Source organism: Allobosea sp. 117 (assembly GCF_000702305.1).
Lineage (GTDB): Bacteria > Pseudomonadota > Alphaproteobacteria > Rhizobiales > Xanthobacteraceae > Ancylobacter.
The window spans coordinates 90,070-108,234 of the sequence record NZ_JNLC01000013.1 but is presented as its reverse complement, the minus strand read 5'-3'; the positions used below and the strand labels follow the sequence as shown (position 1 = coordinate 108,234).

The 18,165-nt window shown below is 69.4% G+C and carries 14 protein-coding genes; 9 read left to right on the top strand and 5 right to left on the bottom strand.

The window, feature by feature from the left end; translation table 11 throughout:
• Positions 1-121: 121 nt before the first annotated feature.
• Positions 122-910 carry an inositol monophosphatase family protein gene (locus U742_RS0111680; protein WP_029353185.1) on the bottom strand — a complete coding sequence of 263 codons (789 nt, stop codon included), beginning with the start codon at positions 908-910 and terminating at the stop codon, positions 122-124.
• Positions 911-1,089: 179 nt separating this feature from the next.
• Between U742_RS0111680 and U742_RS0111675 the strand changes: the two genes are divergently transcribed.
• Positions 1,090-2,163: a hypothetical protein gene (locus U742_RS0111675; protein ID WP_156034207.1), complete on the top strand. Its 1,074-nt coding sequence runs from the start codon at positions 1,090-1,092 to the stop codon at positions 2,161-2,163.
• Between the two features lie 28 nt (positions 2,164-2,191).
• Here U742_RS0111675 and U742_RS0111670 read toward each other — a convergent pair whose 3' ends face one another.
• Positions 2,192-2,536: a winged helix-turn-helix transcriptional regulator gene (locus tag U742_RS0111670; protein WP_248310352.1), complete on the bottom strand. Its 345-nt coding sequence runs from the start codon at positions 2,534-2,536 to the stop codon at positions 2,192-2,194.
• A gap of 181 nt (positions 2,537-2,717) precedes the next feature.
• On the opposite strand from U742_RS0111670, the gene U742_RS0111665 reads away from it, so the two are divergent.
• Positions 2,718-3,329 (top strand): NAD(P)-dependent oxidoreductase, encoded by a 612-nt coding sequence (locus U742_RS0111665; protein ID WP_029353178.1) that lies wholly within the window; start codon positions 2,718-2,720, stop codon positions 3,327-3,329.
• Between the two features lie 211 nt (positions 3,330-3,540).
• On the opposite strand, the gene U742_RS0111660 is transcribed toward U742_RS0111665, so the two are convergent.
• A complete protein-coding gene (locus tag U742_RS0111660) occupies positions 3,541-3,924 on the bottom strand; it encodes a cell division protein ZapA (RefSeq protein WP_029353176.1) in 384 nt (127 codons plus the stop codon).
• 12 nt (positions 3,925-3,936) lie between these two features.
• Positions 3,937-4,218, bottom strand: coding sequence for a DUF4164 domain-containing protein (locus tag U742_RS0111655; protein ID WP_038361345.1), 282 nt, complete (start codon positions 4,216-4,218; stop codon positions 3,937-3,939).
• Positions 4,219-4,448: 230 nt separating this feature from the next.
• Between U742_RS0111655 and tkt the strand changes: the two genes are divergently transcribed.
• From tkt to U742_RS0111635, 4 genes are all read left to right on the top strand, one after another.
• Complete coding sequence (gene tkt / locus U742_RS0111650; RefSeq protein ID WP_029353172.1) at positions 4,449-6,449, top strand: transketolase; 2,001 nt, start codon at positions 4,449-4,451, stop codon at positions 6,447-6,449.
• A gap of 149 nt (positions 6,450-6,598) precedes the next feature.
• A complete protein-coding gene (gene gap / locus U742_RS0111645; protein WP_029353171.1) occupies positions 6,599-7,606 on the top strand; it encodes a type I glyceraldehyde-3-phosphate dehydrogenase in 1,008 nt (335 codons plus the stop codon).
• A 161-nt stretch (positions 7,607-7,767) separates the two neighbouring features.
• The gene (locus U742_RS0111640) at positions 7,768-8,976 is read left to right on the top strand and encodes a phosphoglycerate kinase (RefSeq protein ID WP_029353168.1); all 1,209 of its coding nucleotides are present in this window, start codon (positions 7,768-7,770) and stop codon (positions 8,974-8,976) included.
• Between the two features lie 133 nt (positions 8,977-9,109).
• Entirely contained in the window at positions 9,110-10,135 is a 1,026-nt protein-coding gene (locus tag U742_RS0111635; RefSeq protein WP_029353167.1) for a class I fructose-bisphosphate aldolase, read from the top strand.
• 86 nt (positions 10,136-10,221) lie between these two features.
• Here U742_RS0111635 and U742_RS0111630 read toward each other — a convergent pair whose 3' ends face one another.
• On the bottom strand, positions 10,222-12,711 hold the full coding sequence (locus U742_RS0111630) for a carbohydrate-binding protein (protein WP_029353165.1): 2,490 nt from the start codon (positions 12,709-12,711) through the stop codon (positions 10,222-10,224).
• Between the two features lie 352 nt (positions 12,712-13,063).
• On the opposite strand from U742_RS0111630, the gene U742_RS0111625 reads away from it, so the two are divergent.
• The 3 genes from U742_RS0111625 (at position 13,064) to U742_RS0111615 (ending at position 18,102) form a co-directional block, all read left to right on the top strand.
• Positions 13,064-13,696 carry a thiamine phosphate synthase gene (locus tag U742_RS0111625; protein ID WP_029353163.1) on the top strand — a complete coding sequence of 211 codons (633 nt, stop codon included), beginning with the start codon at positions 13,064-13,066 and terminating at the stop codon, positions 13,694-13,696.
• Positions 13,696-14,847, top strand: coding sequence for a tetratricopeptide repeat protein (locus U742_RS0111620; RefSeq protein WP_197028243.1), 1,152 nt, complete (start codon positions 13,696-13,698; stop codon positions 14,845-14,847). The genes U742_RS0111625 and U742_RS0111620 overlap by 1 nt, the downstream gene beginning before the upstream one ends.
• Positions 14,848-15,105: 258 nt before the next feature.
• Positions 15,106-18,102 carry an EAL domain-containing protein gene (locus U742_RS0111615; protein WP_081852985.1) on the top strand — a complete coding sequence of 999 codons (2,997 nt, stop codon included), beginning with the start codon at positions 15,106-15,108 and terminating at the stop codon, positions 18,100-18,102.
• Positions 18,103-18,165: the final 63 nt, after the last annotated feature.

Genomic DNA, 18,165 nt, shown 5'->3' with positions numbered 1-18,165 from the left:
GCGGCGTCGATTTCCGACCGCCGCGCGACGCGACCCAAGCGCCTGACCGGCATGGGCCGGACCGATCCCGGCACCGCCGGAACGGGCATGCTTCGGACGGGACCGCGGCCCGCCGGCGGCGTCACGCCGCGCGGACGATGGCGAGCAGGTCGCGGCGGATGAACTCGTTGCCGGCGACGACGTGGCCCTTGTCCAGGATCTTGTCGCCGTCGTCGAGATCGCTGACATAGCCGCCCGCCTCGCGGATGAGGACGATGCCGGCCGCCATGTCCCAGGCGCTGAGGTCGCGCTCCCAGAAGCCGTCGAAGCGCCCGGCGGCGACCCAGGCGAGATCGAGCGCCGCCGAGCCGGTGCGCCGCAGCCCCGCCACCTTCGGCGCCAGCGCGCCATATTCGCGCGCGAAGCGGCCGAGATCGCCGCGCCCCATATGCGGCATGCCGCAGGAGATCACCGAATCCGCGAGATTGCGCCGCGCCGCGACGCGGATGCGCCGATCGTTCATGAAGGCGCCGGCGCCCTTCTCGGCGATGAACAGCTCGTCGGTGACCGGGTTGTAGACCACCCCCGCCACCGGCACGCCGTCGCGCGCCAGCGCGAGCGAGACGCAGAACAGCGGGATGCCGTGCAGGAAATTGGTGGTGCCGTCGAGCGGATCGATGATCCAGCGATGCGCGGTGTCGGTGCCGTCGACCTCGCCGCTCTCCTCCATCAGGAAGCCGAAGGCGGGTCGCGCCTTGGCGAGCTCGTCGTGCAGGATGCGCTCGGCCTTGCGGTCGGCGTTGGAGACGAAATCGGCGGGGCCCTTCAGAGAGACCTGGAGATTCTCGACCTCGCCGAAGTCGCGGACGAGGGAGCGGCCGGCCTTGCGCACGGCCTGGACCATCACGGTCATGAGCGGGGAGCGGATCATTGCGGGGTTCCGTGGCGCGGCGGATAGCGCGGCGCCGGGTGGTTCAGGGTCGGGCGCACCTGTCCCCGATGCGGCGCCCCCCGTCAAGCCTCGCCGGCCGACGGAGGTGTGACAATGACGGTCACACCGGCTCGACGGGCGGCCGGCGCGATTGCCGGCTCGGAACCGTCCGAATAGATTTGGCGGCAGCAACCGGATTGCGAGATGGCATGCGGATCGTGCTTGGCGGCTCTATCGAGACAGGCCTCATCCGCTATGTGGACGAGGTCCGCGACCCGTCACGCAACAGGACGACCCATCTCTATTATATGGCGCTAAATCGGCGTGTATCGAAGCTCTATTTCGACCGGGCGGCGACCTTCGTCGCACTGGCTACCGAGACGGTGGTGCCATCGATCGACTGGTCCATGCCGCCGCAGGCCAACGGGCCAGCGGAACTGTCGTCTCGCGATCTCGGCGTGAGCATCAATGACGAGGCAGCCTATGGCGGGCGGGAGTGGGACGACGACAGCCAGACCTTCGCCGAGTTGCTCCTCGATAGCGATGCGCTGTCCCCGGCATCCCAAGCCCGGATCGGGGACTTTTCCTTCGACGACCTCGACGTTGCCGCGAAAGACGCGATGCGGGTCCGAGAGGCCGAGGTGCGCCGCACCCTCGCGCGGCACTATTTGTGCCGGCTGTTCCTGCATCTGCGTGCGGCGCCCGACGCCACAGCCGTGCTGGTGCTGGGCGAGGACGACATCCGCCTGCTGAGCGAGATCGCCGACTTCGTGGCGGAACGCCGCCTGCCGACGCCCTATCCGATTCCCGCCATCTCCGATCGGCTCGTCGACGCAGACAATTTCGGGGCTGGGCTTCTGAATTTCGCTCCGCCTGACGCGCTCTCGCTGATGGCGGTGAAGCGCGATCCTCTCATTGCCCGCTATGCGGCACGCATCCGCCCGTTCCTCGATCGCGCCGACCAGCGGGTCGGGCAGCGCGAATTGCTGAAGGCCATGCAGGAGACCTATGAGCGGGCCGAAGCCGGTCGGCGGGCCGAGCGCGTGTTCGAGATCACCAGCTGGGTCATCAAACCGCTGCACTATGTGCCGGTGTTGGGAACGGTGATCGGCATCGCCGAGGACGTGCGCGACGTGCTGCGCAAATGGGCTGCCCGCAAGACGACTGGTCATGAGTGGCATCTCATCGGCGCACGCATGACCGATATCGCCACCCGGGACTTCCTGGCGCGCAAGGGCAACCTGCTCGGCTGAGGTCGAGGGCTTCCCGCGCGCCGAAGCGTCACCCCTCGCCGCGGTCATAGGCCTCGCGCGCGGCGAGGATGTCGGGGCGCTTGGCGTCCGCCCATCGCACCAGCTCGCGCATCGGCGCCAGCAGCGAGCGGCCGAGTTCGGTGAGGCGGTACTCGACGCTCGGCGGCGTGGTCGGGAACACCGTGCGGGAGACCAGCCCGTCGCGCTGCAGGCTGCGCAGCGTCTCGGTCAGCATGCGCTGCGAGATGTCGTCGATCGCGCGCCTGAGCTCGCCAAAGCGGCGCGGCCCGTCGGCGAGGTGCAGCACCAGGAGGTAGCTCCATTTGTCGCCGATGCGGTCGAGCACCGCCCGGATCGGACAGTCCACGTCAATGCGCCCATTCTCGAGGCGCCCGTCCCTGACGAAGGTCGCGACGGCGGTAGCGGGCTCGGCTGGTTCCCTTGACGTAACCATCTGATTTTCAAGTGCCTTCTTTACGCCTTCGGGCGCATTCGCATATGAACTTGGTCTCGAATTGAGACCACATTACCATATGAGATCGAGGAGGCCCATCATGAAGATCGCCATCATCGGCGCCGCCGGCCGGGCCGGCCGCCGCCTCACCGACGAAGCCCTGCGGCGCGGACACGAGGTCACCGGCATCGTCCGCGATCCTTCGAAGCTCGCCGCCCGGCCGGGGCTGACCGTCGCCGCCGGCGACGTGGACCGGCCCGAGGCGCTTGCGAAGGCGCTCGCCGGGCACGACGTGGTGATCAGCGCGGTGATGTTTACCGCCGCCGATCCGGCCAACATCCTGAAGGCCGTCCGCGCCTCGGGCGTGAAGCGCTATCTCGCCGTCGGCGGCGCCGGCAGCCTCGAGGTGGCGCCCGGCGCGCTGCTGGTCGACACCCCCGAATTCCCTGCGCCCTATCTGGCCGAGGCGCGCGGCGGCAAGGCCTATCTGGACCTCCTTCGCGGCGCCGACGACCTCGACTGGACCATGCTGAGCCCCTCCGCCTATTTCTTCGAGGGAGAGCGCACCGGCACCTTCCGGCTCGGCGGCGACCAGCTTCTCGTCGATGCCGAGGGCAAGAGCGCGGTCTCCTACGAGGACTTCGCTGTCGCCCTCATCGACGAGATCGAGACTCCGCGCCACGTGAAGGGACGCTTTACGGTGGGATATTGAGGCGTGCGGAGGCGGGGGTGCGAGCCGACGCGGACACCGCCCCCTCTCCGAACCACGTCATCCTGAGGCGCTCGGGCAACGCCCGAGCCTTGATGGATGCTCGCCTCGTGCGCCCGGAGCACCATCCTTCGAGGCTCGCTTCGCGAGCACCTCAGGATGACGGTGCGCGGGAAGACGACGACACCCGGGCCGACGCCCAGCCGGCCGCCACTCACCCCATCGCCACGCCGGCGGAAGGGCTGGTGCCCAGCTCGCGGGCGAGCTGCTCCAGCCGCTCGGCGGCGCCGAGCACCGCGCCGGCCACCGCCTGCTCGGTGCGCCCCAACTGCTCCAGCGCGGCGTCGCGGGCGCCTCGCTCATTGGCGACGTCCTGCTCCAGCGCGCGGATCTGGCGGCGCGCCTCGGCGAGCTCGTCGGCGATGGTGATCGCCGCCATCACGCTGAGGCGCTGGTCGCCGATCTCGCCGAAGGCGCTGCGAAGCTGGTCGATGCGGGAGTCGACCTCGGTCGCCAGACCGGTCAGATGCTCCTCCTGCCCGTCGTCGCAGGCCATGCGATAGGCGCGCCCGGCGATGCTGACAGTGACGTGGGCCATGGATCGTTTCCCTTAGCGCTCATGGGCGGCCAGCACCGCGCGGATCGTCTCCATCGCGCTGCCGAGCCGGCGGGAGACCTCGTGATTGGCGCCGGCGAGCTCGTGGGCGCGGGCCTGCGCCCCGTCGAGCTCGGCGGCGAGGCGCGAGCGGTCGGCGCCGAGCGCGTGAAGCTGCGCGGCGAGCGCCGCTTCCTGCCGCTCCACCTCAAGGCGCCGGCCGACCGCCGCCTCCAGCGCCTCGATGGCGGTGTAGAGCCGCCGCGTCGCGGCTTCGATCGATGCCGGTTCGGCCATCCGAGCAGCGGGCTCCCGCATTGGAGAAGGCGACGATTCGGGTCGCGAGGAATTCGTAACAATTGAGCGCACCGCGCGCGAGCGTCAACCGCCGCGCATCCTCCCGCCCTTTTGCGCGTTTGACAGGTGCAGGCGGGGTGTTATCACTCCGCGCCCGTCCCTGCCCCCTGCGGCAGCCCCCCAAGCACGGCACGGCGCTCGCGCCGCATCTTTCGGAGACCGCAGCCCTCATGTCCAACCGTGAAAAGCATGACCGCATGGCCAATGCCATCCGGGCGCTCGCCATGGATGCCGTCGAGGCGGCGAAGTCCGGCCATCCCGGCCTGCCCATGGGCGCCGCGGACGTTGCCACGGTGCTGTTCGGCAAGGTGCTGAAGTTCGACGCATGCGATCCCGCCTGGCCGGATCGCGACCGCTTCATCCTCTCCGCCGGCCACGGCTCGATGCTGCTCTACGCGCTGTTGTACCTGACCGGCTACGAGAGCATGGGCATCGACGACATCAAGGCGTTCCGCCAGCTCGGCTCGAAGACGCCGGGCCATCCGGAATACGGCCACACCATCGGCGTCGAGACCACCACCGGCCCGCTCGGCCAGGGCATCGCCAACGCGGTCGGCTTCGCGCTCGCCGAGCGCATGCTGGCCGCCCAGTTCGGCCCGGAGCTGGTCGACCACTACACCTATGTGCTCGCCGGCGACGGCGACCTGATGGAAGGCATCTCCGAGGAGGCGATCGAGCTCGCCGGGCACCTGAAGCTCGGCAAGCTGATCGTGCTCTACGACGACAACCAGATCACCATCGACGGGCCGACCTCGCTCTCCGTCTCGACCGACCAGCTCGCCCGCTTCGAGGCGTCCGGCTGGGAGGCGACCCGCATCGACGGCCACGACCCGGACGCCATCCTCGCCGCCATCGAGCGCGCCAAGACCACCAGCAAGCCCTCGCTGATCGCCTGCCGCACCACCATCGGCTTCGGCTCGCCCAACAAGGCCGGCACCAACGGCGTGCACGGCGCCCCGCTCGGCGCCGCCGAGATCGCCGCCACCCGCAAGGCGCTCGGCTGGGACTCCGAGCCCTTCGTGATCCCGAGCGACGTGCTCGACGCCTGGCGCCTCGCCGGGTTGCGCTCGCGGCAGGCGCACAAGGCCTGGTCGCAGCGCCTGAAGGACGCCGAGATCGGCAAGCGCAGCGAGTTCGAGCGGCGCATCCGCGGCGAGCTGCCCTCGAAATACACTGAGGCGATCGCCGGCGTGATCGCCAAGGCGCTGTCGGACGGCGCCGCCGTGGCGACCCGCAAGTCGTCCGAGATCGTGCTGGAGGCGCTGACCGCGGTCATACCGGACATGGTCGGCGGCTCGGCCGATCTCACCCACTCCAACAACACCAAGACCAAGGCCACCTCGGTCTATGTCGAGCCGCCGAAATATGATGGCCGCTATGTGAACTGGGGCATCCGCGAGCACGGCATGGCGGCGGCGATGAACGGCATCGCGCTGCATGGCGGCTTCATCCCCTATGGCGGCACCTTCCTCGTCTTCTCCGATTATTGCCGCCCCTCCATCCGCCTCGCGGCGCTGATGGGCACGCATGTCGTCTATGTGTTCACCCACGATTCGATCGGGGTGGGCGAGGACGGCCCGACCCACCAGCCGGTCGAACAGCTCGCCGCGCTGCGCGCCATCCCGAACCTCCTGGTCTTCCGCCCCTGCGACACGGTCGAGACGGCGGAAGCCTGGCGGCTGGCGCTGGAGCACAAGAACGGCCCGAGCGTGCTGGTGCTGACCCGCCAGAACCTGCCGCTGCTGCGGCGCGGCGACAATGAGCGCTGCCTGACCACGCGCGGCGCCTATGAGCTGATCGCCGCCTCCGGCCCGGCCAAGGTCTCGCTGTTCGCTTCCGGCTCGGAGGTCTCGCTGGTCGCCAGCGCCCGCGAGATCCTCGAGGACGAGGGCATCCCGACCCGCGTCGTCTCGGTGCCCTGCTTCGAGCTGTTCCTGAACCAGCCGGAGGAGAGCCGCCGGCAGGTGGTGGGCACCGCTCCGGTCAAGGTCGCCGTGGAAGCCGCGATCCGGCAGGGCTGGGACGCCATCGTCGGCTCCGACGCCGCCTTCGTCGGCATGACCGGCTTCGGCGCCTCGGGCCCGGCGGACAAGGTCTTCGCGCATTTCGGCCTCACCGCCGAGGGCGTGGCGGCCGCCACCCGCAGCCGGCTGAAGAAGCTGGCCGGCTGAGCCATGCGCTCGGCGCAGAACCGGCCGTCGAGCTGCGCAATTGTGCCGCGCTCGCCGTTCCGGCGACTGGTGCCGCTGCGTCCGGCAGGTTATGAGGCCTCAGCGCGGATGGTCACGGTTCACAGAACGCTCATTTCGGGGAAAGACGCATGACGCTCAAGGTCGCCATCAACGGGTTCGGACGCATCGGCCGCAATGTGCTGCGCGCCGCAGTCGAGTCGGGCCGCACCGACATCGAGATCGTGGCCATCAACGACCTCGGCCCGGTCGAGACCAACGCCCATCTGCTGCGCTACGACTCGGTGCATGGCCGCTTCCCGAGCGAGGTGAAGGTCGAGGGCGACAGCATCGTCGTCGACGGCAAGAAGATCAAAGTCACCGCGATCAAGAATCCTGCAGAGCTGCCGCACGCGGCGCTCGGCGTCGACATCGCGCTGGAATGCACCGGCATCTTCACCGCCCGCGACAAGGCCGCCGCGCACCTGACCGCCGGCGCCAAGCGGGTGATCGTCTCGGCCCCCGCCGATGGCGCCGATCTGACGGTCGTCTACGGCGTGAACCACGACAAGCTGACCAAGGACATGCAGGTCATCTCCAACGCCTCGTGCACCACCAACTGCCTGGTGCCGGTGGTAAAGGTGCTGAACGACCTGGTCGGCGTCGACCACGGCTTCATGACCACCATCCACTCCTACACCAACGACCAGCCCTCGCTGGACCAGATGCACAAGGATCTCTACCGCGCCCGCGCCGCGGCGCTGTCGATGATCCCGACCTCGACCGGCGCCGCCAAGGCGGTCGGCCTCGTGCTGCCGGAGCTCAAGGGCAAGCTGGACGGCTCGTCGATCCGCGTGCCGACCCCGAACGTGTCGGTCGTCGACCTGAAGTTCGTCGCCAAGCGCAACACCACCAAGGACGAGATCAACGAGGCCATCAAGGCGGCCGCCAACGGCCCGCTGAAGGGCGTGCTCGGCTACACCGAGGAGCCGCTGGTCTCGCGCGACTTCAACCACGACCCGCACTCCTCGATCTTCGCGATCGACCAGACCAAGGTGATGGAAGGCAATTTCGTGCGCATCCTCACCTGGTACGACAATGAGTGGGGCTTCTCGAACCGCATGCTCGACACCTCCGTCGCCTTCGCGAAGACGATCTGAACCCAAAGCAAGGCCGGGCGCCGAAAATGGCCCCGGCCTTCTCCATAAGAACGGCAAAGCCGCCAATCCCACCGGAGCCCGTTCAGGCGAAGCCGCCTGATCGACAAGAACATCCTCCGGGGACGACTGAACCGCGCGGTTCCTCCTCACCGGACAGAGCCATGACCCAGAGCCACTCGCCTTCCGCCTTCCGCACCCTTGATGACGCCGATGTCGCGGGCAAGCGCGTGCTGGTGCGCGTCGATCTCAACGTGCCGGTCGAGGACGGCCGCGTCACCGACGACACCCGCATCCAGGCCGTGCTGCCGACCATCCGCGAGATCGCCGACAAGGGCGGCAAGGTGATCCTGCTCGCTCATTTCGGCCGGCCGAAGGGCGTCGATCCCAAGCTCTCGCTGGCGCCCATCGCCAAAGCGGTCGCCGAGCGGCTCGGCCGCCCGGTCGGCTTCGTGCCGGCGACCATCGGCGAGGAGGCCGAGGCAGCGGTCGCCAAGCTCGCGCCCGGCGAGGTGCTGCTGCTGGAGAACACCCGCTTCGATCCGCGCGAGGAGAAGAACGACCCGGCCTTCGTCGCCGCGCTCGCCAAGCTCGGCGACCTCTACGTCAACGACGCCTTCGCCACCGCCCACCGCGCCCACGCCTCCACCGAGGGCTTGGCGCATCTGCTTCCCGCCTATGCCGGGCGCTGCATGCAGGAGGAGATCGAGGCGCTGGCAAAGGCTCTCGAGGCGCCGGAGCATCCGGTGATGGCGGTGGTCGGCGGCGCCAAGGTGTCGTCCAAGCTCGACCTGCTCGGCAACCTCGTCTCCAAGGTCGATCTTCTGGTGATCGGCGGCGGCATGGCCAACACCTTCCTCGCTGCCGAGGGCAAGGACGTCGGCAAGTCGCTCTGCGAGCACGACCTCGCCGGCACCGCGCTGGACATCCTCGCCAAGGCGAAGGCGGCCGGCTGCGAGATCGTGCTGCCGGTCGATGCGGTGGCGGCGACCGAGTTCAAGGCCAACGCGCCGCACCGCGTGGCCGGTGTCGATGACGTCGCCGGCGACGAGATGATCCTCGATGCCGGCCCGGCCTCGATCGCCAACGTCGTCTCCAAGCTCGACGGCGTGAAGACGGTGCTGTGGAACGGCCCCTTCGGCGCCTTCGAGCTGCCGCCCTTCGATGCCGCCACGGTGGCGGTCGCAAAAGCCGCGGCGGAGCTGACCGACGAGGGGCGCATCCTGTCGGTCGCCGGTGGCGGCGACACCGTGGCGGCGCTGAACCACGCCGGGGCGGCGAGCCACTTCACCTATGTCTCGACCGCCGGGGGCGCGTTCCTCGAATGGCTCGAAGGTAAGGCGTTGCCGGGTGTGGAGGCCCTGCGACGCTGAGTGCCGCTGCACCGGTATTGATTAGCGGAAGATCAAGGTGCCATAGGCGATATAAGACGATATTGAAGAACCGTACCCTGCGGAAGAACGGGCCGCGGGGTGCGGGTCTGTTGGTTTGCGCGGGAGAAGAACGATGACGGCAAGTCTTGACGAAATTGCCTACAAGATGTGTGCGGGCGGCAAGGGCATTCTGGCCGCCGACGAGAGCTCCAGCACGATCAAGAAGCGCTTCGACGCGATCGGCGTCGAATCCACCTTCGAGAACCGCCGCGACTACCGCGAGATGCTGTTCCGCACCGACGAGGCGATGAAGGACTACATCTCCGGCGTCATCCTGTTCGACGAGACCATCCGGCAGAACGCCAAAGACGGCACGCCGCTGGTGAAGCTGATCGAGGCCGCCGGCTCCATTCCGGGCATCAAGGTCGACGCCGGCGCCAAGCCGCAGGCCGGCTGCCCGGGCGAGACCATCACCGAGGGCCTCGACGGCCTCGGCGGCCGGCTGAAGGAATATTACGACCTCGGCGCCCGCTTCGCGAAATGGCGCGCGGTGATCGACATCGGGCCGCACATCCCGAGCTATGCCTCGATCATCGCCAATGCCCAGGCGCTGGCCCGCTACGCGGCGCTGTGCCAGGAGGCGAAGATCGTGCCGATCGTCGAGCCGGAAGTGCTGATGGACGGCGCCCACGACATCGACCGCTGCTACGAGGTCACCGAGTGGGTGCTGAAGGAGGTGTTCCAGCAGCTCTTCTACGCCCGCATCCGCCTCGAGGGCATGGTGCTGAAGCCGAACATGGTCGTGCCGGGCAAGAAGGCGCCGAAGCAGGCCTCCGTGCAGGAAGTGGCCGAGAAGACCATCCGCTGCCTGAAGAACTGCGTGCCCTCCGCCGTGCCGGGCGTCGCCTTCCTTTCCGGCGGCCAGTCGGACGAGGAGGCCACCGCCCATCTCGATGCCATGATCAAGATCGGCGGCCTGCCCTGGAACCTCACCTTCTCCTATGGCCGCGCCCTTCAGGCGGCGCCGCAGAAGGCGTGGTCCGGCAAGCCGGAGAACTGGGCCGCCGGCCAGGCGGCGTTCAACCACCGCGCCAAGATGAACTATCTCGCCGCGCTCGGTAAATGGACGCCCGAGGTCGAGCAGAAGAAGGCCGCCTGAGCGGCCTCGCCTCAAGCTGACACCTCACGAAAAACGCCGCCCCTCCGGGCGGCGTTTGCATGTGAAGCCCTGTCTACGGAGCAGGTTCAGCGGCGGAACCCGCCACCGAACCCGCCGCCGAATCCACCGCGGAAGCCTCCCCCGAAGCCGCCGCCTCCGCCGAACCGGTCGCCACCGAAATCGCCACCCCCGAACCGGTCGCCGCCGCCAAAGCCGTCATAGCCGCCGCCGCGCGCGAAATCGTCGAAGCGCTGGCCGCCCATGTCCTGGAACTGGCGCTGCGTATCGAGGCGGTTGATCTGGTCGGGATCGGTGTCGCGATCCCAGCCATCGATGGTCTGATGCTGCCAGCCATCGTTGCTGTACTGGTGGATCGTGCCGTCGTGGTCGGTGTAGATGTTGCCATTGTTCCAGCCGACCGCATTGCCGGTGTTGACGTTGCCGGCGACGCCGCGACTGGCGACGCTCACATTGCCATCGTCGCGGGTGATGCCGGTCTCCGAGGCATGGCCGGTGCCGGTGGCCGGGTCGTAGCCGGCGGACTGGCGCCCGGCGGCGAAATTGCCGGTGTCGACATTTCCGGTGATGCCGGAGCGCGAGGCGCCCGAGGCGCCGGTCGCCGGATTGTAGCGGCTGTTCTCGGCGCCGGCGGCATAGTTGCCGCTCCACGGATTGAACGCCGCGCCCGACCGCCCGGAAAAGGCGGTGCCGCGCCCGGTCTGGCCGCTCCAGTTGCTCTGCGACCACTGGTTGCCGGTCCACGAATTATAGCCATAGGCGTGGTTCACCGTGGCGTTGCCGCCCCACTGGCCGTAGATGTTGGTCTGGTTGACGTTGACCGCGTTCCACGTTCCGCCCCACGGCCCGGGGCCCCAATACGGCCCCCACCACGGCGAGGCATAGCCCCAGCCCCAGCCGGGCGCGAAGCCGAAGGCAAAGCCGTCGGTCCAGCCGAAGGCGGCGTCGTAGCCATAGGTCACCGGGCAGCCGTACCAGTAGGTGCCGACATAGCCGACGCAGTCATAGCCGCTGCCGTAGACAACGGTGCCGCCGGGCGCCAGCACCACGCCGAAATAGCCCGGCGTGTAGCCGACCACGACGGAATCGGCGGTGCTGGCATAGACGCGCACATAGGTGACGTAGTGCAGCGGCGAGGACACCGGAATCGTGTAGATCGCCGCCGGCACTACGTCGGCCACCACCCACGGGCCGCCCGGCGTCGAGGAGACGAACCAGGCGCCCTGGAACACCGCGTAATAGCGCTCGGCGTCGAGCCGGATGACCGGCGTGCGGGTGTTCTCCGCATAGGCGAGCACGGTGCCGGAGATCGGCACGAACTTCGCCGCGCCGCCGTCATACTGGATGGTGAGGTCGGTGTTGCGGGCGATGGTGGCCGTCTGCGGCACGGAGGCGGCGATCGCCGCCTCCTTGGCCTGCGGCGTGCCCGGCACCGAGACCAGCACGTTGGCGACCGGGTCGGTGGCGGCGATCTTGGCGAACGAGCCCGGCAGCGACGAGCCCGGCACGAAGGCCCACGGCCCCTTGAGGTCGCGCGCCTTGAACCAGCGGCCGGAGATGAGGACGTAATAGTCGTTGCTCGACGGGTCGAGCAGCACGGCGTGGTCGGCGTTGCTCATGCGCAGCAGCGAGGTCCCGTCGACCGGCACCATCTGCGGCTGGCCGTTCGTCACGATCACCTCGGTCGGCATGGTGGCGACGATGACCGCAGCCGGCTGCGCCGGCTTCTTGCCGTCCGCCGGCATCATCGCGTCCGCCGCCTCCTCGTAATTGGCGGTGCCTCCAGCGGCTTCGAGCGCCGGGCTCGGCGAGGCGGTGACGACCCACGATCCCTCGAGGCTCGTCGCCTCGTACCAGCTACCCGCCGCCTGCAGGTGATAGACCCCATTGGCGTCGACCAGGATCAGCGGACGGGTGTTGATCACCCGCTGATAGCCCGGCACGCCCTGCAACGGCTGCAGCACCGGCTTGCCGGCGACCAGCACGAGCAGCGTCGGACTGGCGGCGAAGACGATCTTCGGCGGCGTGTTCTGCACCGGCTGGGCGAGTTCGGCCGACAGTTCCTTGGCCGCAGCGTAGCTCGTGGTGAGGTGGTCGAGCGCCACCGTGATGCCCTGCGGCGGCAGGCGCGACTGCAGCGCGCTCATCAGCGCGACGTCCTGGGAAGGCGCAGTCGGTACGTCGACCTTCACGACCCTGATGTTGCTGAGCTGCGCGAGCTTCGCCGGCTTGTCGATCGCGACCAGCGCAGTGAAATGGGCGATGCCGTAGGTCGGTGTGCCGTTCTTCGGGCCGATGGCGATGGCGGCGCGGCCGGAGAGCTGGTCGCCGTCCCACTGTTCGATCAGCGGCTGATAGACCTGAAGCAGATTGCCGCCGGCAAGGTCGAAGCTGCGCGGCCAGACGAGCGACGCCGCGCCGGACGGGTTTGCCGCCGCGGCCGGCGCCGGCGCGGATGGCTGCTGCGCGGACGCGCCGCCGGCAGCCATAAGGAGCGGCGAGGACAGGGCGATCGTCACCGCCACACGAGCGACGGCACGGACGGACGGCTTCAGCATGTTTCCCCCGAGCAGGACCGGTCGATCGCCGCCGATCGCGGCACAGGCTGATTAGCACCGCGCGGCGTACCCAGAAAGCGGACGGGCCGATCCTCGGCGAGGACATCTCCATAAGATTGAGAAGATCGCAACGAAATCCGCCGCTTTGTCCGCGACCGCCGCGCCGAGGGGGAAAAGCGTCCGCTTCGCAGCCCTTGAGAGAACCGCCAGCCGATCAATAGCTTGTGGAACGACCGCGGCCGCAAATGCCGTTCAGTTTCGGCGCGACTTGTTCTAGGAAAAAGGACGCCGTACTGGAGCCGCCATGCACCCTGGTCGCTCTTTTGCCCCATCTTGCTGAAATGGCTCGTCCATGGCCCGACGTGAAGCTGAACCGACGCGGTCCGCGCCGCGGCTCTATCTGATCGCCGCGCCCGCGCGCGGGGATGAGAACGGGCTTGGCGCGGCCATCCGCGCGGCCGGCCACCGCGTCGATATCGCCGCCGTGCTGCTGCGCCGCCCGGCCGGGGCGGCGTTCGAGCCGGCCCCGCTTCTGGCGGCCGCGCACGAGATCAGTGCCGCCTGCCTCGCCGAGGGCGATGTCGGCGCCCTGAAGCAGGGCTTCGACGGCGTCCATCTCGACGGCATCGCCGCTCTGCAGGCGGCGATCGGCGCGGTCCACCCGCACGGCATCGCCGGTGTCGGCGGCCTGCGCACCCGTCACGACGCGATGACGGCGGGCGAGCTCGGAGCCGATTATGTGATGTTCGGCGAACCCGATTCCGCCGGCCGCCGCGCCGCCTTCGACGCCGTGCTGGAACGCATCGAATGGTGGGCGCAGCTCTTCGAGCCGCCCTGCGTCGGCTATGCGGAGACGCTCGCCGAAGCCGACGCGCTGATCGGCGCCGGTGCCGACTTCATCGCCGTGGGAGCGCTTCTGCTCGACGACCCCGAGGGCGTCGGCCCGGCGCTTGCCGGCCGTCTCGCCGGCGCGGAGCGTAGCTGATGGCGCGGCGGCTGCTCACCCTTCTGGCCTTGCTCGCGCTCGCGACGCCCGCCGGCGCGCAGCAGCCGGCTCCTCCCGCTGGCGGATCACCTACCCCCTCCGCGCCGGCTCCCGCCGCCTCGGGCGTCCCGACGGATGCCGCCTATGCCGCCTATCAGCGCGGGCGCTACGTCACGGCGCTGAACCTCGCCGTCGCCCGCGCCAACCAGGGCAACGACGCTGTCGCCATGACGCTGGTCGGCGAGCTCTATTCCCAGGGCTTCGGCCTGCCGCAGGACCTCGCCAAGGCGCATCAGTGGTACCGCGCCGCCGCCGATCGCGGCAATGCCGACGCCCTGTTCGCCCTCGCGGTGCTGAAGCTGCAGGGACGCGGCGAGACCGCCGACAAGCGGGGCGCCTTTGACCTGTTCCGCCAGGCCGCCGAGAAGGGCAACCCGGTCGCCGCCTACAATCTTGGCCTGCTGTTCTTCGAGGGCGACGTGGTGCCGCGCGACCTCTCGGCCGCCGCCGAATGGTTCCGCCGCGCCGCCGACCGCGACCAGCCCGATGCGCTCTACGCCCTCGCCACGCTCTATCGCGACGGCAACGGCGTGCCGCGCGACATCGGCGAGACGGCGCGCCTGCTCCAGCGCGCCACGCTGCTGGACCACACCGTGGCCACCGTCGAATACGCGATCATGGTGTTCAACGGCAGCGGCGTGCCGAAGAACGAGGAGGAGGCCGCGCGCCTGTTCCGCAAGGCGGCGCTCGCCGGCAACGCCATCGCGCAGAACCGCCTTGCCCGTATCCTCTCCGCCGGCCGTGGCCTGCCGCAGGACAAGGTGATGGCGGCGGCCTGGCATCTCTATGCCAAGCAGCAGGGACTGAACGACGACTATCTCGAGCAGATGCTGGCGACGCTCACGCCCGAGGAGCGCACCACGGCGGAGAACAAGGTGCGGCTCTGGACCGGCCGCGCGCCCGTGGCCGCGGCACCGGCGACGGCGTCACCGGCGCCCGCATCGTCCACGCAGGGAGGACCGGCGAAGTCGCCGACGCCGGCCAGTCCTCCTGCGGCACCCGCGCCCGCCTCACCCCGGCCGTCCGCGCCCTCCGCCCCCGCCGGCAACGGCGCCCAGCCTTCCGGTCCAGCTTCGTCGGCTTCCCCGTAGCGGCTTGCGCACTGGTAGAAAGGCACCCGAGGGCGGCTTCCCGCGGGTCGGCTTTCCTTGTCGCCATGATTGCGACATTCTCCCTCGCCTTGCTCACGCCGCCGCGCACCGCTACTCATCGGCGCGCGTCCGTCGCCGGGGCATGGCGCCGCGTTCGTTCGAAGCAGCATTCGAGGTGGATTTTTGCGCATCGTCCGTCGTCTCGCCGCCAGCGCGGTCGCACAACCGGCTTGCCGGCTTGCGGCGTTCGCGTTTGCCCTGGCGCTCGTCGCCGGTGCGCATGTCCTGCCGGCCTATGCGCTCGACGCCATCGCCGTCCGGCTCGAGGCGCTGGTCATCGACATCGCCCCGGCGGTCGAGCTGCACAGCAGCGACAGCGACCGCATCCAGGTCTCCACCGTGCCCGGCGCCGACGGCATCGTGCGGCGCATCGAGGTGCGCGCGGTGGCGCCCAGCCCGAACGGCAGCCAGTGGGCGGTGTTCGCGCTCGCCAACAACACCGACGAGCAGGTCGACCGGCTGATCGTCGCGCCGCACTACCGCATGGTCGGCTCCGGCATGTTCTGGCCGGACCTCGGCAACCGCCGCATCGTCAACATCACCGCGAGCCAGGGCTTCCGCCCCGAGCGCCAGAACTCGCCGGACGCCGACGTCTTCCTGATCACGCTCGATCCCGGCACCACGGTGACGCTGGTCGCCGAGCTCACCGACCGCAAGCTGCCGCAGCTCTATCTGTGGGAGCCGGAAGCCTTCAAGGACAAGGTGAACAGCTTCACCCTGTACAACGGCATCGTCATCGGCATTGCCGGCCTGCTGGCGCTGTTCCTCACCATCCTCTTCGTGGTGAAGGGCAGCGCCATGTTCCCGGCGGCGGCGGCGCTCGCCTGGGCGGTGCTCGGCTATATCGGCCTCGATTTCGGATTCTGGGCCAAGGTGTTCGGCATCTCGCCGCTGGCCCAGCAGTTCTGGCGGGCGGCCGGCGAGGCAATCCTCGCCGCGACGCTGGTGGTGTTCCTCTTCGCCTATCTGAACCTCAACCGCTGGCATGTGCGCTACGCCCATATCGCCGCCGGCTGGCTGGTCTTCCTCGCCGCGCTGGTCGGTCTCGCCCTGCTCGACCCGGCGGCGGCGGCCGGCATTGCGCGCCTGTCGCTGCTCGCCGTCGCCTTCATGGGCTTCGGCGTCGTGGTATGGCTCGCCATGCACCGCTACGACCGCGCGGTGCTGATCATCCCGACGCTGTTCCTGTTGGTGGTCTGGGTCATCACCGCCGGCCTCGCCGTGTCCGGCTATATCGGCAACGACCTCGTCGCGCCGGCGCTGCTCGGCGGCCTCGTGCTGATCGTAATGCTGATCGGCTTCACCGTGATGCAGCATGCCTTCGCCGGCCTCGGCGCCATCGCCGGCACGGCGCAGGAGCTGGAGCGCCGCGCGCTCGCCGTCGCCGGCTCCGGCGACATCGTGTGGGACTGGGACGTCGACACCGACCGCATCCATGTCAGCCCCGAGGTCGAGGAGGCGCTGGGCCTCAAGCGCGGCGCGCTGGAGACCGAGGCGGCCGGCTGGCTCGACGTGATCCATCCCGGCGACCGCGACCGCTTCCGCGCCACCCTCGACGGCGTGCTCGACCAGCGGCGCGGCCGCATCGACCAGGATTTCCGCCTGCGCGCGCAGGACGGGCATTATCTGTGGTTCAACCTGCGCGCCCGCCCGGTCGTCGGCACCGATGGCGAGGTGGTGCGCTGCATCGGCACGCTCACCGATGTGACCGACACCCGCACCGCCGAGGAACGGCTGCTGCACGACGCCGTGCACGACAACCTCACCGGCCTGCCGAACCGCGAATTGTTCCTCGACCGGCTCTCCTCGGCGCTCGGCCTCGCCCGCGCCGACGACACGCTGAAGCCCACCGTGCTGATGATCGACCTCGATCGCTTCAAGCAGGTGAACACCAGCCTCGGCATGGCGGCCGGCGATTCCATCCTGCTCACCGTCGCCCGCCGGCTGATGCGGCTGATGAAGCAGCACGACACGCTGGCCCGCCTCGGCGGCGACCATTTCGGCCTCGTCCTGCTGTTCGAGCGCGACCCCGAGCGGATCACCGCCTTCGCCGACACGCTGCGCCGCACGCTGCGCGCGCCGATCACCTTCGGCGACCGCGAGATCTTCATCACCGCCTCGATCGGCATGTTCCTCTCGGACGGCCAGAAGCGCCAGCCCGCCGAGGTGCTGAAGGACGCCGAGCTCGCCATGCACTTCGCCAAGCGCGCCGGCGGCGACCGCATCGAGGTGTTCCGCCCGGCGATGCGCACCCACAAGCTCGACCGGCTGACCATCGAGAGCGACCTGCGCCGCGCGCTCGAGCGCAGCGAGATGAGCGTGCTCTACCAGCCGGTGGTGCGGCTCGACGGCCGCAAGGTCGCCGGCTTCGAGGCGCTGGTGCGCTGGAACCACCCCCAGCTCGGCACGCTCGGCCCGGACGACTTCATCGGCATCGCCGAGGAGACCGGGCTTATCGTCGACATCGGCCTGTTCGTGCTCGACACCGCCGCCCGGCAGCTCGGCACCTGGCAGCGTCAGGTGCGCGGCGAGCCGATGTTCATCAGCGTCAACGTCTCCTCCCGCCAGATGCTGCGCCACGACCTGATCCAGGATCTCAAAGCGGTGCTGGCGCGCAACGTGGTGGCGACCGGCACGCTCAAGCTGGAGCTCACCGAGTCGCTGATCATGGAGAACCCGGAATATGCCGCGCAGATGCTGATGCGCATCCGCGAGCTCGGCGCCGGGCTCGCGCTCGACGATTTCGGCACCGGCTACTCCTCGCTCGCCTATCTGCAGCGCTTCCCCTTCGACACCATCAAGATCGACCAGAGCTTCGTGCGCGACCTCTCGCGCGGCAATGGCAAGGCGCCGCGCCCGGTGATCGTGCGCTCGATCATCAACCTCGCCCATGAGCTCGGCATGGAGGTGGTCGCGGAAGGCGCCGAGAGCGAGCCGGCGGCCGCGCTGCTGTCGAAGCTCGGCTGCGACTATGCGCAGGGCTTCCTGTTCGGCGAGCCGATGACGGCCGAGGAGGCGCGCAAGCTGATCCAGCCGGCGGCGGAGGCCCCGCCCCCCTCGCTGCTGGAGCGCGGCCGGCTCGCCGCCCGCAAGCCCGTGCCGGCCACCCCGCCGGCCCCCGCCGCGGCCGCCCCCGCCGCCAAGAGCGCCGGCGATCCCGCCCCGGGCGCGCCCAAGCGCGCCAAGCAGGGCTGATCGGCTACAGGTGGAATCCGCGCCCCTCGCGGGGAAACGGCAGAAGGCTTAAGGCCAAGGGAT